Origin of the sequence: Bacillus sp. SN32 (assembly GCF_002837495.1) — a bacterium.
Taxonomy (GTDB): domain Bacteria; phylum Bacillota; class Bacilli; order Bacillales; family Bacillaceae; genus Bacillus; species Bacillus subtilis.
On record NZ_PJCT01000001.1, the window covers coordinates 1,421,788 to 1,438,239 of the forward strand.

The window sequence follows — 16,452 nt, forward strand, 5'->3', positions numbered from 1 at the left end:
CAATTTCTTAACGTCTGCTTAATACACTGTGGCCGTTTTGCAAAAACTGGCTTCTTGAGCGGCGCATGCGTTCAATACGTTCCTCTGCCAAGCGGTCAGCCGCTAAATATGCAGGAATGCCGTCACGCTGAGAAATCTCTAGTACACGCTCGATATTGCCGTAAATGCCTTCAACTTTTTTCAATGCACGTTCTGCATTATAGCCGTAAAGCTCATCTGCCACGTTGATGACACCGCCCGCGTTAATCACGTAATCCGGTGCATAAACGATGCCCATTTCGTGAATTTGATCACCATGGCGTGTCTCTTTTAATTGGTTGTTAGCCGCACCTGCGATCACTTTCGCCTTCAGCTGTTTAATGGTATCGTCGTTAATAGTCGCACCAAGGGCACACGGCGCATAAATATCGCAGTCTTGTGAATAAATATCATCAGGATCTACCGCACGGGCGCCAAAATCTTCAACTGCACGCTGTACAGATTGTTTGTTGATATCCGTAACGATTAAGTTTGCTCCTTCTTCATGCAGGTGGCGGCAAAGGTTATAGGCTACGTTCCCAACACCCTGTACAGCAATGGTTTTTCCTTCAAGAGAGTCGGTTCCGAAAGCAGCTTTAGCTGCTGCCTTCATTCCTCTGTACACCCCGTACGCTGTGACTGGGGACGGATTTCCAGAAGAGCCGAAAGCAGGAGAAATCCCTGTAACGTAGTCTGTTTCATCATGAATGATATCCATATCCTCGACCGTTGTGCCCACATCTTCAGCCGTGATGTATCTGCCGTTCAGCCCTTGAATATAGCGGCCAAACGCGCGGAACATTTCTTCATTTTTGTCTTTGCGCGGATCGCCGATAATGACTGTTTTTCCGCCGCCAAGGTTTAAGCCTGCCGCCGCGTTCTTATAGGTCATGCCTCTAGCCAATCTGAGCGCATCTTCAATTGCCGCTTCTTCATTTTCATATGTCCACATTCTCGTTCCGCCAAGCGCCGGACCAAGCGTTGTATCATGAATCGCGATAATCGCTTTTAATCCAGATTGTTCATCCTGGCAGAATACCAATTGTTCGTAATCGTATTTCTCCATATATTTAAAAAGTTCCATGTTCGTTCCTCCTAATGTGTGTATTCTTCAGATGCGCATATTGCCAGCGCAATGGAATACAGTTTATTTTCAGCAGAGTCCGCTCTGCTTGTTAAGGCAATCGGTGCTTTTGCTCCTGTAATGACAGCCGCCACGCTGGCCTTGGCAAAATAAATCAGTGATTTATATAAAATATTGCCGGCCTCAATTGTTGGGACGAGAAGGATATCAGCGTTGCCCGCTACGTCTCCCGAAATTTTTTTCTGGGCCGCGGCAATTTGTGAAACTGCGTTATCCAAAGCAAGCGGTCCATCAACAATGCAGCCTTTGATCTGGCCCCTTTTGTACATTTGAGCTAGAGCAGCTGCATTCACGGTCGCTTCCATTTTAGGGTTCACCGTTTCGACCGCTGCAAGGGCAGCTGCTTTTGGCATATTGTTCCCCACTGCATGGGCCACATGAACGGCATTTTGCAAAATCTGCCGGAGCTCTTCCAGCGAAGGAGCAATATTCATTGCCGAATCTGTCACAAACATCAGCCGGTCAAAATCCGGTATATCGAAGACAGCCACGTGAGAAAGGACACTTGCTGACCGAAGCCCCTCCTGTCTGTTCAATACCGCTTTAAGCAAAACAGAAGTCGGCACATTGCCTTTCATTAAAACGTCTGCTGTTTTATGATGTACAGCACGAACCGCTAATTTCGCCGATTCCTCAGGAGTATCGGCATGGACGATTTCCACTTGATGCCCTTGCATGGATGATGTCAGCTCGTTCAGTTTTGTGCTGTCGCCCGTTAACAAGAAACGGGCAGATAGGTGCTCGGCTGCCAGCTTTACAGCCCGGATCACTTCCTCATCCTCAGCATGAGCAACCGCAATGGTCTTATTTTTGTGTATCGACGCTTTGCCGATTAAATCTTTCAGCTTCATCTGTTACCACCTTTCTTGTTTCGACTCCGCCTTTTATTATGCAAGTTCCATGCCAGCTCTTAAGGGTGCTGTCATACCAGGTATATTGAAACATTCGTGCAGATGTTTGCGTTTATTCTGCAAATTATTGCATGCCTTCATTTGCAAGGCCATATTTATCCATTTTGTAATATAAGTTCCGAATGCTGACACCGAGAGCTTTTGCTGTTTTTGTCCGGTTAAAATGATGCTTTTCAAGCGTTTGCTGGATCAAATGTGCTTCAAATTTTTCTACTGCGACAGACAGCTTTTCGCCTTCAATATCTGGAAAATCAAAACCTGTTCCCTGGTCTGTGTCATTTTCTTTTTGCTCAAGTTCGAATACAGGCAAGTGATCTTTTTCAATCCATTCCATATGCGGATTCAGAAAAATCATGGCTCGTCCAAGGACATTTTCAAGCTCCCGGACATTCCCAGGCCAATGGTAGGCAGATAAGGCGCGCAAGGCTTGCTGTGAGAGCCCTTTTACATTCCTGCCGTAATCCCGGTTGATCTTTTGGATAAGTCTGACGCTCAGTGCTTCAATGTCCTCCAACCGCTGACGCAAAGGCGGGATGGAGATCGGATAGCGGTTGATCCGGTAATACAGGTCTTCCCGGAACGTTCCGTCCGCCATCGCCTTTTCAATATTTACATTTGTCGCCGCGATCACTCTGACGTTGACAGGGATCGCTTTCGTGCCGCCCACTCTGACGATTTCCTTTTCTTGAAGGACGCGTAGCAATTTGGCCTGCATATTTTGTGTCAGCTCACCGATTTCATCTAAGAAAATACTGCCGTTATTTGCTTCCTCAAATAAACCCTTTTTACCGCCGCGCTTCGCTCCTGAAAACGCGCCATCCTCATAGCCGAACAATTCTGATTCGAGCAGGTTTTCAGAAAGGGCTGCACAATTCACGCGAATAAATTTATTGTATTTCCGGTCACTTTCGTTATGGATGGCATGGGCGAACAGTTCTTTTCCTGTTCCTGATTCCCCGCGCAGCAAGATGGTTGCCGGTGTTTTCGCACCGAGCTTCGCCTGCTCAAGCGCAACCAGCATTTGCTCGCTTTTGCCGATAATGTCGTCAAACGTGTATTTCGCTTCAAGCGTGCGAATAATTTGTCTGGCGCGATTAAGCTCCGCTGTCAGCATTTTAATTTCGGAAACATCGTGAATCACGCCGACGCTGCCTTTCAAAATCCCGTCCACAATCACCGGTGCTACATTAACGATGACCTCTTTTTCATTCGGGCCGACCTTCATTCTGACACCGCGAACAGGACGTCTTGTTTCAAGCACCTTTAAATGCATGCTTTCGCCTTCGGAAATATCAGTGTTTGCAGGCTTGCCGATGACTTCTTTTTCAGAAAGCCCCGTCATTTTCGTATACGCTTTATTGATTAGCAGGCCGATGCCGTTTTCATCAACGACAGAAATCGCCTCATCGGAGGATTGAATAATTGCCTCCAGCATCGTACGGACCTGCTTTAAGTTGGTCACTTCCTCTGCCAGCTCGACCGCATCAGTGATATCTTTAAACACACAAAGAGCCCCGAGCAGACGTCCGCCTTCATCAATAATCGGCAGCCTTGTAGTCACAATTTGCAAATGATCGCCTAACAGCTGCTTCTGGTTGTATTCAGGCACTCTTGTTTTTAAGATCCGCGGCATCTTAGTGCTCGGAATCACTTCTTTTATTGGGCGCCCAATGACTTCCTCACGTTTTTTCCCAACCATTTTTTCGGCCATATGGTTAAAGAGAATGATTTCTTCATTGATATCAATAAAAATCATTCCATCATGGGTCGAATTAAAAATTCTGTCATATTTATAGGTTTGCTCTTTTAGCATTTGAATCAGGTGCTGCTTTTCTTCCATCAGCTGAAAAACGATGTATGCCATTTTTCCCGGCATGACAATGGTATCTTCATGCTTTCTTTGAAGGAGCTCGTCAAACACGGCTTGATCGCCGGTGGTATGAATGACGATATCCGGTTGTTGTTGTATGTAAGGTTTCCAATCAGATGAAACGGCAATCCCATACTGTTCTGCTTCTTTCAATCCCGGCGCCTCGGGGTCTTTGTCAACTACGGCAATGATATCTATGATGGCTGTTTTAATCAGAATATGTAATAACGCCGTTCCCCTTTTGCCGGCACCTACTATCAGTACCTTTTGCATCCCGATACCCCTTTGTATGAAAAAATTTGCACACCTATTTATTCCGTTGCAATAATTTGCACAACCCTATGTTACCACGTTTTCTTCTCTTGACAAAATATTTTTTCCGCTGGACAATAAAGGAAATGAAAAGATAAAGGGGTTTTCTGAAGATGAGCCGACTTCTTGCGCTTTTAATATTAGTCATCCCCGGGGCTATTTCTGCTTTAGGCATTAAACTGATGAGAGATACACTTTTCGGCCATACAATCAAGCCATTTTCAGCTCTTTGGCTCCAAGGGTTGTCAGGATTCATCTTTTTTGCGATCGGCCTCTATGTGCTGGCCGGGTTCATTTTATACAGAGACAGAAAACGCAATCAAGTCAGCCCGCGATTCAGAAAACGATAGCTGCAAAAAAGCCGGAGAATGCTCCGGCTTTTTTTTGTTGCATTATTCGTCAGGCAAAACGGTCTTGGCAATCGTTTTGTCTAACGCTTCATAGTCATAATAAGAAATCGTATCGTACAGTTCTTTTCGTGTCTGCATATCATGAAGTCCTTCTTTTTGTGAGCCGTGCTCCTTTATCAAACCAAACATCCGCTCATAAGCTTTTGCCGCCGCTCGAAGCGAGGTGACAGGATATATCACCATGTGAAACCCCATATCTTCGAATTCATCGGCACGATAATATGGCGTTTTCCCAAATTCAGTCATATTCGCAAGGAGCGGAACGGAGATACGCTCAGCAAACTGGCGGAATTCATTCTCCGCCTGTAGCGCTTCCGGGAAAATTGCGTCCGCCCCCGCCTCAATGTAAGCCTCTGAACGTTTTATTGCGGCATCAAGCCCTTCCTGCGCCCTGGCATCAGAACGGGCAACAACAATAAGGGAGGGAGCCGCTTGTTTAATGGCTTTTATTTTTTGCGCCATTTCCTTTATCGGAACTAGCTGTTTGCCATTTAAATGTCCGCATTTTTTTGGGAGCTGCTGGTCTTCTATTTGAACGGCTGCTACCCTGGCTTCAAGCATCTCCCGGGCTGTTCGGGCGGCATTTAAGACACCGCCAAATCCCGTATCGATATCCACAAGCAGAGACAGATCAGCTGCACGCACAAGATCTTTGGCCCGTTCAGCTATCTCTGCCGATGTGATGATCCCTAGATCAGGCAGCCCCCTGCTGGCTGTATAGGCAGCACCGGACAAATAAATAGCAGAAAAACCGGCTTCTTTCGCAAGCAAAGCGGCCATCCCGTCATGGGCGCCGGGAATTTGAAGAATGTCCGGTGCTGACATCAGCTTGCGGAAACGCCCGGCAAGCTCCTCTTGTGACGATTGCTTATTGACGATCCACGACATGAAACAAATCCCCCTTTTACATGCAGAACATGTCTACGAATTCATTTACGCGCATCGTTTGTAATGTCTCATAGCTGGTACAGCGCTCATAAATGTGTTTGTGCTGTTTATCAGGAAAATGGGTTTTGAGATTGTCAGAAAACTTTTCAAGCAGTTTCGGCACTGCTTCCTCTCTTCGAAAACGATGGCCGAGGGGAAACTCACATTCCACCATTTCCGTGCTCGTTCCGTCTTTAAAATGAACCTGAACGGCATTTGAGATGGAACGTTTATCAGGTTTCAAATAATCCTCGGTATATGTTTTATTTTCAGTCACTTCCATTTTATCACGAAGTTTATCTATTCTCGGATCACTCGCTGTTTCAGCTTCATAATGCTGTGCGGTGATATCACCAAAAAGCAAACCGATTGCTGTAATGTATTGGAGACAGTGATCACGGTCTGCCGGATTATGGAGCGGGCCTTTTTTATCAATGATTCGGATAGCGGATTCATGCGTTCTGATGACAACACGGTCAATCTCGTCAATCCGGTTCTTTACCTGCGGGTGAAGAATGACGGCGCACTCCGCCGCTGTCTGGGCGTGAAATTCCGCAGGATAAGACACTTTAAATAACACATTTTCCATGACATAAGCGTCGAGCGGACGGGCAAGCTTGATCTCTTTCTTATTGAATAAAACGTCTTGGAACCCCCAACCCGGTGCACTCAGGGCTGTCGGATAACCCATTTCCCCTTTTAACGACATCAGCGCCAAATGAACACCTCTGCTCGTTGCATCTCCTGCCGCCCATGATTTGCGTGAGCCCGTATTCGGTGAATGGCGGTATGTCCTCAATGCTGCATTGTCAATCCATGCATTCGAAAGCGCATTTTTGATTTCTTCTCTTCCGCCGCCCAAAAGCTTTGCCGCAACAGCAGTAGTCGCAACTTTGACAAACAGCACATGGTCAAGGCCAACTCGATTTAAGCTGTTTTCTAACGCCAGCACACCTTGGATCTCGTGTGCTTTGATCATCATCTCAAGTACGTCGCGTACTGTTAACGGCTCTTTTCCTTCAGACAGCCTCACTCTTGATACATAATCAGCAGCGGCAAGGATTCCTCCCAAGTTATCGGATGGATGCCCCCACTCCGCCGCCAGCCACGTATCGTTGTAATCGAGCCAGCGAATCATGCAGCCGATATTAAACGCTGCCCTCACAGGATCGAGAACATATGACGTTCCCGGCACTTTGCTTCCATTCGGCACAGTCGTTCCTGGAACAATCGGGCCAAGCAGCTTTGTGCATTCCGGATACCGTAGCGCCAAGATCCCGCAGCCCAGGGTATCCAGCAATACATGCCCCGCTGTTGTATACGCTTCGGCACTTGTAATCTCTTTTTCAAGCACATAGTCTGTGATTTCTTCGATAACACGATCCGTTTTCGGCATTCTACCAGCTCCTTTCATGATTTTGTTTGATATCGCGGGCCCATGTAACTGACACGGGGACGGAAGAGCCGATTATTGGCATGCTGTTCGATCACATGGGCGCATAAACCGGACGTTCTTGCGCTGAAAAAGATCGGCGTATATAAAGGAATCGGTATGCCGAGCATCCAATACACTGGGGCAGCATAGTAATCCAAATTCGGGTAAAGCCCTTTTTCCTTCTCCATCAGCCGCTCACCCGCTTCGCACATCTCATATAAACGATGGTCACCGGCTTTATCGCATAATTGCTGCAGTGCCTCTTTCATCATGAGTGCTCTCGGGTCCATTTTTTTCATATACACCCGGTGGCCGAAGCCCATGATTTTTTCTTTTCTTTTCAGTTTTGTTTGCAGAAGCTGCTCAAAATCAGATGTCGTTTTTGCCTCCAAAAGCAAATACATTACAGCTTCGTTTGCTCCTCCGTGAAGATTCCCTTTCAGGGAAGCGACAGCACCAGTCAAAGCCCCATAAAGATCTGAATGTGTAGATGCAATGACCCTGGCCGCAAAGGTTGAATTCGGCATCTCATGCTCACTGTACAGGACGAGCGACCGGTCAAAAATCTGTTCTTCCAATGAAGACGGCAATTTCCCTGTCATCATGTAGAGAAAATTCGCACTATAGGATAGGGTTTGAAGCGGAAGAATCGGTTCTTTCTTATTAATAATCCTGTAGCTGGCAGCAGTGAGGGCAGGCATTTTCCCAAGAAGCTGATAGGCGCGTTCTTTGTTTGCGGAAGGAGACCGATCATCAATTTGCCGATCATAGCCAGCAAGTGCCGACAGGCCGGTACGCAGGCTATCCATTGGATGAGTGCCCTCAGGGAGCAGCTCAAGCAGACGGAGATGATCAGCAGGCAGGCTTGAGGCACTGTTTATTTTACGTTCCAGCGTCTCCATTTCACTTTCTTCTGGCAGCCTGCCCTCCAGCAATAAATGGACAAGCTCCAGATAGCTTTTTGTTTCAGAAAGTTCTATTAAATCATAGCCTCGTATCAAAATCTGGCTGGACTGGGTGTCAAGATAAGAAATATGAGTTTCTGCCGCAATCACACCGTCCAACCCTGGAGAATATTGCTGTTTCTCCTCCATATCCTCAACCTCCGTTTTTGCGTTTTTTGTCTATCAGGTTCCGCCAAGCAAATACTTGGAAATAATCAGTCTTTGAATCTCATTCGTCCCTTCATAGATTTGCGTCACCTTTGCATCGCGAAGCAAGCGCTCAACCGGATAATCCTTCATATAGCCATATCCTCCATAAATTTGAACGGCGTCTAACGCCGCCTTCACGGCTGCATCGGAAGCAAATTGTTTAGCCATAGACGCTTCTTTTCCACAATTTAGGCCGCGGTTATGAAGGTCTGCGGCGTGGTAGACAAGATGCCTTGCCGCCTCTGCCCTAGTCGCCATGTCAGCCAGCTTAAATGATATGCCTTGATTGGCTGCAATCGGCCTTCCAAATTGCACTCGCTGCTTCGCATAATTAACGGCATGCTCAAGAGCCGCCTCTGCAATTCCAAGGGCCTGTGCCGCAATGCCGATCCGGCCGACATTTAAATTCGCCATCGCAATGTGAAAGCCATCACCCTCTTTGCCAAGCAAATTGGCTTCAGGCACTTCTGCATTATCAAAAATCAGTTCCGTAGTATTGGAGCCATAAAGCCCCAGCTTTCTTTCTTTTTTTCCAACGGTAAAACCGGGTGTGTTTTTTTCAACAATAAAAGCCGAAATCCCGTGCCTGCCTTGATCTGGAGCTGTTAAAGCAAATGTGATATAGATATCAGCTGCTCCGCCATTCGTTATGAATATTTTCGATCCGTTTAATAGATATTTGCCGTTCTTTTTGATTGCTGTTGTGCGGAGGCTCCCGGCATCCGACCCCGAGTGAGGCTCCGTTAGTGCAAATGCGCCCAAATGGTCTCCTGACGCGAGCTTTGGTATATATTTCATCTTCTGTTCTTCGTTGCCGAAATACAGAATCGGATTTGTGCCGACTGAGGTATGAACGGAGAGAATCACGCCGACAGCCGCGCTGATTCTAGAAATCTCATGAATTGCCAAAATATAAGAAACAACGTCCGCTCCGGCACCGCCGTATTGTTCCGGCACCGGTATTCCCATCAGGCCGTGTTCACCCATTTTTTTGATCAGCTGAAAGGGAAATTCGTCCGTTTTCTCCATGATTTCCGCAGCGGGAGCAATTTCTTTTCGTGCAAAATCACGCACCATTTTTCGCATCATGACTTGCTCTTGGGTTACATGCAACTCGGCCACCCCCGGATGGAATAGACTTCAGGAAGTCCTCTCCTCATAGTCATAAAAACCGCGTCCGCTCTTTTTGCCAAGCCAGCCTGCTTTGACATACTTGCGGAGCAGCGGGCAAGGACGGTATTTGGAATCGCCAAGGCCTGAGTGAAGGACTTCCATAATTGATAAACACGTATCCAGTCCGATAAAATCCGCTAATGCAAGCGGACCCATCGGATGATTCATGCCCAGCTTCATCACTTCATCTATTGCCTCCGGCTTCGCCACTCCCTCATACACGCAATAGATGGCTTCATTAATCATTGGAAGAAGCACACGGTTGGAAACAAACCCAGGAAAATCATTGACTTCTACCGCTGTTTTCCCCATCTTTTCCGCTAATGCCATAACATCTAAGGCCGTTTCTTCTGATGTAGCTAAGCCGCGAATCACTTCAACCAGCTTCATTACAGGAACGGGATTCATAAAATGCATGCCAATAACCCGTTGAGGCCGGTTTGTTACAGCAGCGATTTCTGTAATAGGCAAGGAAGATGTATTGCTGGACAAAATCGTATGAGGCGGGCAAATGCGATCAAGTGTTTTAAACATCTCAGTTTTTGCCGCCATGTTTTCTGCGATAGCCTCAATCACAATGTCCGCATGCTCTGCCTCCTCAAGCGTTTGAGAAATCGAAATGCGGTTGATTACGCTCTTCACTTCCGTCTCGGTCCTTTTTCCTTTCTCAGCATCACGGGCCAGCTGTTTCTTCAGCCGTTTCAATCCTGCCTCCGCGGCCTCTGGATTCACATCATACATCCGCACATAAAAGCCCGCGTCGGCGGCTGTTTGAGCAATTCCGCTTCCCATCTGACCTGCGCCAGCTACCATGATTTGTTTGATTTCCATTCAAATCCCCTTTTTCATCATGTTTTAATGAACCTGCACTAAGACGGCGTCTCCCTGTGCTGCCCCGCTGCAAATAGCGGCAACGCCCAGACCCCCTCCCCGGCGCTTTAATTCATAAACAAGCGTCATGAGAATTCTCGCCCCGCTCGCGCCGATCGGGTGGCCGAGCGCGATCGCACCGCCATTCACATTTACTTTTTCAAGATCAAAACCTACGATTTTTTCACATGTCAAAACAACTGAAGCAAAAGCTTCATTTACTTCAAACAAGTCAATATCTTGGACAGTCAAACCGTTCTTTTTCAGGAGCTTGTTAATGGCAAACCCCGGCGCTGCCGCCAGCTCGTGCGCTGGCATTCCCGTAGTTGAAAAACCAAGAATTGTAGCCAGAGGCCGTTTGCCAAGCTCAGCAGCTTTTTCCTCAGACATCAGCACGAACGCGCCGGCTCCGTCATTGACCCCGGGAGCATTGCCGGCTGTGATAGAACCGTCACTTGTATAAATCGGAGCAAGTTTCGCGAGCTGATCCAGACTTGTGTCACGGCGAATCGCTTCATCTTTATCAACAACGTTTGGTTTCCCTTTTCGGCCGATCCAGTTGACGGGAACAATTTCATCCTGAAACTTCCCTTCATCGGCTGCCTTAGCTGCCCTTGCATGACTTCTCAACGCCCATTCGTCCTGCTCTCTTCGTGAGACTGCATATTCCTTGGCAGCTGTATTTCCGTGAACGGCCATGTGCACCTCGTCAAATGCGCACGTTAATCCGTCATACACCATTAAGTCCCTAAGCTCGCCGTCCCCCATCCGTGCTCCCCAGCGCCCGGCGGGAACGGCATACGGAATATTGCTCATGCTTTCCATTCCCCCCGCAACAAGTATGTCCGCATCCTGCGCCCGAATCATTTGATCACATAAAGTGACAGCGCGAAGGCCGGAAGCACAGACTTTATTCAGTGTTTCTGACGGCACACTCCAAGGCATTCCCGCCAGACGGGCAGCTTGACGGGAAGGTATCTGCCCTGAGCCGGCCTGGACAACCATGCCCATGACGTTTCCTTCTACATCATCTCCAGAGACTCCAGCCCGTTGCAGCGCCTCCTTCATCACAATGCCCCCAAGCTCAGCAGCTTTCACCTCTTTCAATACTCCGCCAAATTTGCCAATTGGCGTTCTTGCAGCACTTACAATGACTGTTTTCCTCATGGTTTCACCTCATTCAGAAGATAGACAGCGCTTACAATTTCTAGTTGTCTTCTATGAATGTATGCTTTGAAACGGGCATGAATGAATGAAAAAAGAAGGCTGCGTCAAACAGCCTCCTTCTAACAACTATTCATTTTTCAGCAATGCCACAGCCTTTTCTGGAAAGTCGGTAAACATGCCGTCTGCTCCCGCTTCAATGAGACGCTTCATATCTTCCGGACGATTGACTGTATACGGCCTTACCTTAATCGAACTGTTCCTCATTTTCTTCAGCACTTCATCTGTGACCCCTGGGCTGTTTAGCTTCGGGTGATAGCCGGAAGCCGGAATAGACGCGATATATCGATCTGCCTGATAAAGCACATCTGAAGTTAATACTGCCCGTTCGATATGCGGCGCAAGCCGGGCGCATAGCGCCAAGCTGTCATGATTAAAGGTGGATAGGATGACTCTGTCCTCTACATTGAATCGCTTCACTGCCTCCAGCACTTTTTCTTCCATTCCCTCATAGCGGATCAAGCTGTTTTTTAATTCAATGTTGATGAGAAAATCCTTTTTTACCGCCCACGAGAGCACATCTTCTAGCAGCGGCACTTTTATATCGCTGTACGCTTGATCGTGACCAGCGGCCGCATTCGCAGTCTTTACCTCATCATAGGCTGTATCCTTCACGAATCCTTTAAGTGATGTCGTACGGTTAAGTCTTTCATCATGAATTACAACAATGCGTCCGTCTTTCGTCAGCTGTACATCAAGCTCTATCCCATCCGCTCCGGCTTCAATTCCTTTTTCAAATGCAAGCATTGTATTTTCGGGAAATTGACCTGATGCCCCCCGGTGGGCAAAAATCTTTGTCATCGTTTCACCTCAAACCCTAAAGTTTTCTCCATTATACTTATTTTGTCGGCTCCACTCTAGGATTAAGGCTGTATCAATCTACTGATCATAATAAGAATCAATGCCGTTGACAATCGCATCTGCGGCCTTTTGCTGGTATTCTTCACTTCCCAGCTTGTCCGCATCAGAACTGTTCGTGATAAACCCAAGCTCCGCCAACACACTTGGCATTTGTGAATATGTAATGACGTAAAAGTCTGATTCTTTCACGCCCCTGTCTCTCGTTTGTAAGGATGAAACGAGCTGTGACTGAATATCGGATGCCAGACGCCGGCTGTTCTCCCCTTCATAATCAGATTGAAAATACGTTTCTGTTCCTGAAGCTGAAGCAACCCCTGAATTCACATGAATGCTGACAAAAAGGTCAGCCTGATTGGCACTTGCCTTAGCCACTCTTTCCTCCAAGGTCAGAAAATGATCGTCAGACCGGGATGCAACAGGATTGGCTCCCTCTTCTTTTAGTTTGTCTGTCACATGCTCTGAGACAGCCAAATTAATATCCTTTTCAAAGAGCCCGTTTCCGACCGCTCCACTGTCTTCACCGCCGTGTCCGGCATCAATATACACTGTTTTCCCTTCTATCGGCTCTGCTGCCTGTGCACAAGGCGCGAGCGTCAAAGCCAATCCGCACAGCGCCAAGCTCCTCCATAACATTCTCAACTTACTCCCTCCGGTCTTTTTATGACGAGTTCTTTCGCAGCTGAATATCTTCCAGCTGTAAAGTTCCATTATCCTTCTTTGTATATTTCACCAGGACATGTGTCTGATCTGGCAGTGATTCACATTCATCACGTTTATCCTTCGGAACTTGTATCATGGTTTCTTCTCCATTAAGAGACACCGCAATCGTATGAGGATCAGCCGAGCCAATGTATTTTCCCTCTTCGGTAAACCTTGGCACTGAGTCATCCGCACTTGCAACACTGCACCCCGAAAGAAAGAGCGCAGTAAACAGCAAAAGAACCGTTTGTTTCACATGACCACCTCTTCCTGATGTTTGGCTTTTATCTTTGACCAGAATGGCGAATTTGTAAAGACAACGCGAATGCAGGCGAGCAAGTTCCATGATTTTCAAAAGGGCTATACGACCCGATCATTTCCTGTTGTTAGAAAGATAACGAGCAGATTTGTCTATGAGGATGGCTCTAATTGAGGCGCCAATTAGAAAAAATTAGCGGAAAGAAGCAACTTTTTATTCATTTTTAAAAATTTGAGAATAGGGTGAGCAAATCGTTTGACGGGTGGGTCAGCCAGGCGTAACCTTTTAAAGGATATTTACTTTATTGAAAGAAGTTAAAGCCATGAAAAAATTCGTTCTGCTGCTGGCGGCAGCTGTCATCACATGCTCCATCGGCCACCAAATAAGCGGCGGCTACAAAGGCCCCGAAAAAGAGCGGAGAAAACATCACTCTGCACTCAAGATATTCAGTCAGTAAAGCAGATCAATTGCATTAATTTTTACATATAGGCTAGAATATGTGCGAATCCAAACGAAAGAAGATGATCAAATGAATCCTAAGTATAAGCCACTGTTTGAACCATTTACGTTTAAAAGCGGCGTTACAATCGACAACCGGATCGCAGTAGCACCAATGACTCATTACGCTTCTAATGAAGACGGTACAATATCTGAAGCGGAGCTCGACTACATCATCCCCCGTTCAAAAGAGATGGGAATGGTGATTACAGCCTGCGCAAATGTTACACCGGACGGAAAAGCATTCCCCGGGCAGCCGGCCATCCATGACGATTCCAACATTCCAGGTTTAAAAAAGTTAGCACAAGCCATTCAGGCACAAGGCGCTAAAGCCGTTGTGCAAATTCATCACGGCGGCATCGAATGCCCGTCTGAGCTCGTTCCTCAACAGGATGTTGTGGGGCCAAGTGACGTGTTTGATAACGGCAAACAAATTGCTCGCGCATTAAAAGAAGAAGAAGTGGAAAACATTGTGAAGGCGTTTGGAGAAGCGACAAGACGCGCCATTGAAGCCGGCTTTGACGGTGTCGAAATTCACGGTGCAAACGGCTACTTAATTCAGCAGTTTTATTCTCCGAAAACCAATCAGCGCACGGATCGCTGGGGAGGAAGCGATGAAAAACGATTAGCCTTCCCGCTCGCTATTGTCGATGAAGTGAAAAAAGCCGCTTCAGAACATGCGAAGGGTGCGTTCTTAGTCGGCTACCGTCTGTCTCCGGAAGAACCTGAGACACCGGGATTGACAATGACTGAAACTTATACGCTTGTTGATGCTTTAGGGGATAAAGAATTGGATTATCTTCATATCTCACTGATGGACGTGAACTCAAAAGCGCGCCGCGGTGCAGATCCGACTCGCACACGCATGGACTTATTGAATGAACGTGTCGGAAACAAAGTGCCGCTGATCGCCGTCGGTTCCATCCATTCCGCTGATGACGCGCTTGCCGTCATCGAAAACGGTATTCCGCTAGTCGCTATGGGACGCGAAATTCTAGTTGACCCTGACTGGACGGTAAAAGTAAAAGAAGGCCGTGAAAAGCAAATCGAAACAGTGATCAAAGGCACAGATAAAGAAAAATATCATTTGCCTGAACCGCTATGGCAAGCAATTGTGAACACGCCAGGCTGGGTGCCTTATAAAGATTAATGTGCAAAGACTGCCGAAACGATTCGGCAGTCTTTTTTCCATTTATATAAATAGTTTGTGTACACATCTAAACAGCAAAAGAAAGAGCTCCCCACCTACTTCGAAAAGAAAATCCAGGAAAAACCCCTCACGCTTTCTTGCTTTTTTCTTTTTCATTCGTACGTCTCCTTTTTACATGAATACGCCTTACTTACGATTTTGCAGGAGAAAGGTTTCATTTTATAACGGACACATCTAGAGTCGATCATGCTTCGTGATCCTATAAGATGTATGAATGGACCAAGAATGCAGGTAATAACGCCATTAGCTTTCCTTACTTTTCAAACCTATCCTTTACTATACGCGGATACTTAATATTCTTCTCCCATACTAACAAATGTCCCCAAAACAAAACGCCTCCTATTTATCAGCGCAAACTAATAAATAAAAGACGTTTGATTTAATGACCACTTAATAAGCTCATGTTTAAGAAGCCTTATGTTCTAATCTCAGCTTATCCGCAACCATTGCAATGAATTCCGAATTTGTCGGTTTAGCTTTTGTCATGCTGACAGTATAGCCGAACAGCGAGGAAATGGAATCAATGTTTCCTCTGCTCCATGCCACTTCAATTGCATGGCGGATCGCTCTTTCTACACGGCTTGCGGTTGTGTTGAATTTTTTGGCGATGTCCGGATAGAGGACTTTTGTAATGCTGCCGAGCAATTCGATGTCATTGTATACCATTGAGATTGCTTCGCGCAGATAGAGATAGCCTTTAATATGGGCTGGGACGCCGATTTCATGGATAATGCTTGTGATGCTCGCGTCGAGATTTTTCTTCTTTGGTTCAGGCTGGCTGCTGCGTATAATACTGCTTTGCGATGATGGCGCACGATGCGTCACACTGCTGGCATTTCCGCTGACCTGGCGGATATGGCCGACAAGGTTTTCCATATCAAACGGTTTGAGAATAAAGTAGGACGCGCCTAAATCGACGGCCTTTTTCGTGACATCTTCCTGTCCAAAGGCTGTCAGCATAATGACATTCGGCTGTTTTTTCAGATCTGATTCCCTCAGCCTCTCTAAAACCGCAAGTCCGTCTAAATGCGGCATAATAATATCTAATACGAGCACATCGGGATCTTTTTCTTTAAACAGCGACAGGCATTCCTGTCCGTTATAAGCAACGCCGATCACTTCCATGTCTTCCTGTCCTTCTATATATTCACTTAACAGGCTTACCAGCTCTCGATTATCATCAGCAACACAAACTTTAATTTTCTCCACGTTTCTTCCTCCCCAAATGTAGTTAACAGGATTCACCCTTGCTACATGTTTACATTCGACAAAACCGCTATATACCCTCTAAAAAAATCATAATCACCAATATTAGTGGCATATCTTTGTTATTCTATGTTTTTCTCTGTTTTTCGACTAAAAATGAAATTTGACAAACAAGGAAACGTGAATTTGTCGAAAAATCTTCTTTTGTATATTTTACCGTATGTATTCTGAGAAGTGAAGAGGGATCAAAATAAAAAAACTGCCGGAAACT

The 16,452-nt window shown here is 46.5% G+C and carries 16 protein-coding genes; 3 read left to right on the forward strand and 13 right to left on the reverse strand.

The genetic code is table 11. The annotated features are described in order from the left end of the window. Positions 1 to 7: 7 nt before the first annotated feature. The 3 genes from bcd to CW370_RS07305 all read right to left on the reverse strand — a co-directional run bounded on the left by bcd (position 8) and on the right by CW370_RS07305 (position 4,216). Positions 8 to 1,102 (reverse strand): branched-chain amino acid dehydrogenase, encoded by a 1,095-nt coding sequence (bcd, locus tag CW370_RS07295; protein WP_003230309.1) that lies wholly within the window; start codon positions 1,100 to 1,102, stop codon positions 8 to 10. Between the two features lie 11 nt (positions 1,103 to 1,113). Continuing rightward, positions 1,114 to 2,013 carry a phosphate butyryltransferase gene (gene yqiS / locus CW370_RS07300; RefSeq protein WP_017696446.1) on the reverse strand — a complete coding sequence of 300 codons (900 nt, stop codon included), beginning with the start codon at positions 2,011 to 2,013 and terminating at the stop codon, positions 1,114 to 1,116. Between the two features lie 124 nt (positions 2,014 to 2,137). After that, positions 2,138 to 4,216, reverse strand: coding sequence for a sigma-54 interaction domain-containing protein (locus CW370_RS07305; protein WP_029946442.1), 2,079 nt, complete (start codon positions 4,214 to 4,216; stop codon positions 2,138 to 2,140). Positions 4,217 to 4,368: 152 nt separating this feature from the next. On the opposite strand from CW370_RS07305, the gene CW370_RS07310 reads away from it, so the two are divergent. After that, positions 4,369 to 4,605 (forward strand): DUF2627 domain-containing protein, encoded by a 237-nt coding sequence (locus CW370_RS07310; protein WP_003230304.1) that lies wholly within the window; start codon positions 4,369 to 4,371, stop codon positions 4,603 to 4,605. A gap of 42 nt (positions 4,606 to 4,647) precedes the next feature. Here CW370_RS07310 and prpB read toward each other — a convergent pair whose 3' ends face one another. The 9 genes from prpB to CW370_RS07355 all read right to left on the reverse strand — a co-directional run bounded on the left by prpB (position 4,648) and on the right by CW370_RS07355 (position 13,264). Then, complete coding sequence (prpB, locus tag CW370_RS07315; RefSeq protein WP_029946443.1) at positions 4,648 to 5,553, reverse strand: methylisocitrate lyase; 906 nt, start codon at positions 5,551 to 5,553, stop codon at positions 4,648 to 4,650. Positions 5,554 to 5,569: 16 nt separating this feature from the next. Continuing rightward, positions 5,570 to 6,988, reverse strand: a complete 1,419-nt coding sequence (locus CW370_RS07320; RefSeq protein ID WP_015251743.1) for a bifunctional 2-methylcitrate dehydratase/aconitate hydratase — start codon at positions 6,986 to 6,988, stop codon at positions 5,570 to 5,572. Positions 6,989 to 7,002: 14 nt separating this feature from the next. After that, a complete protein-coding gene (gene mmgD, locus CW370_RS07325; RefSeq protein WP_029946103.1) occupies positions 7,003 to 8,121 on the reverse strand; it encodes a citrate synthase in 1,119 nt (372 codons plus the stop codon). A gap of 33 nt (positions 8,122 to 8,154) precedes the next feature. Next, the gene (locus CW370_RS07330; RefSeq protein ID WP_029946102.1) at positions 8,155 to 9,294 is read right to left on the reverse strand and encodes an acyl-CoA dehydrogenase; all 1,140 of its coding nucleotides are present in this window, start codon (positions 9,292 to 9,294) and stop codon (positions 8,155 to 8,157) included. A 27-nt stretch (positions 9,295 to 9,321) separates the two neighbouring features. Next, positions 9,322 to 10,185: a 3-hydroxybutyryl-CoA dehydrogenase gene (locus CW370_RS07335; RefSeq protein WP_024573144.1), complete on the reverse strand. Its 864-nt coding sequence runs from the start codon at positions 10,183 to 10,185 to the stop codon at positions 9,322 to 9,324. A 24-nt stretch (positions 10,186 to 10,209) separates the two neighbouring features. Next, positions 10,210 to 11,391: an acetyl-CoA C-acetyltransferase gene (locus CW370_RS07340; RefSeq protein ID WP_101169534.1), complete on the reverse strand. Its 1,182-nt coding sequence runs from the start codon at positions 11,389 to 11,391 to the stop codon at positions 10,210 to 10,212. 126 nt (positions 11,392 to 11,517) lie between these two features. Continuing rightward, positions 11,518 to 12,249 (reverse strand): glycerophosphodiester phosphodiesterase, encoded by a 732-nt coding sequence (locus tag CW370_RS07345; protein ID WP_024573146.1) that lies wholly within the window; start codon positions 12,247 to 12,249, stop codon positions 11,518 to 11,520. A 78-nt stretch (positions 12,250 to 12,327) separates the two neighbouring features. Next, entirely contained in the window at positions 12,328 to 12,948 is a 621-nt protein-coding gene (locus CW370_RS07350) for an N-acetylmuramoyl-L-alanine amidase family protein (RefSeq protein WP_010886565.1), read from the reverse strand. A 19-nt stretch (positions 12,949 to 12,967) separates the two neighbouring features. Further along, on the reverse strand, positions 12,968 to 13,264 hold the full coding sequence (locus CW370_RS07355; protein WP_014480225.1) for a hypothetical protein: 297 nt from the start codon (positions 13,262 to 13,264) through the stop codon (positions 12,968 to 12,970). 307 nt (positions 13,265 to 13,571) lie between these two features. On the opposite strand from CW370_RS07355, the gene CW370_RS21225 reads away from it, so the two are divergent. After that, positions 13,572 to 13,724, forward strand: coding sequence for a hypothetical protein (locus CW370_RS21225; RefSeq protein ID WP_134156339.1), 153 nt, complete (start codon positions 13,572 to 13,574; stop codon positions 13,722 to 13,724). A gap of 72 nt (positions 13,725 to 13,796) precedes the next feature. Further along, positions 13,797 to 14,915: an NADH-dependent flavin oxidoreductase gene (locus tag CW370_RS07360; RefSeq protein ID WP_017696437.1), complete on the forward strand. Its 1,119-nt coding sequence runs from the start codon at positions 13,797 to 13,799 to the stop codon at positions 14,913 to 14,915. A gap of 465 nt (positions 14,916 to 15,380) precedes the next feature. Here the strand turns inward: CW370_RS07360 and spo0A are convergent, their stop codons facing one another. Next, on the reverse strand, positions 15,381 to 16,184 hold the full coding sequence (gene spo0A, locus CW370_RS07365) for a sporulation transcription factor Spo0A (protein ID WP_003226427.1): 804 nt from the start codon (positions 16,182 to 16,184) through the stop codon (positions 15,381 to 15,383). Between the last annotated feature and the right edge of the window lie 268 nt (positions 16,185 to 16,452).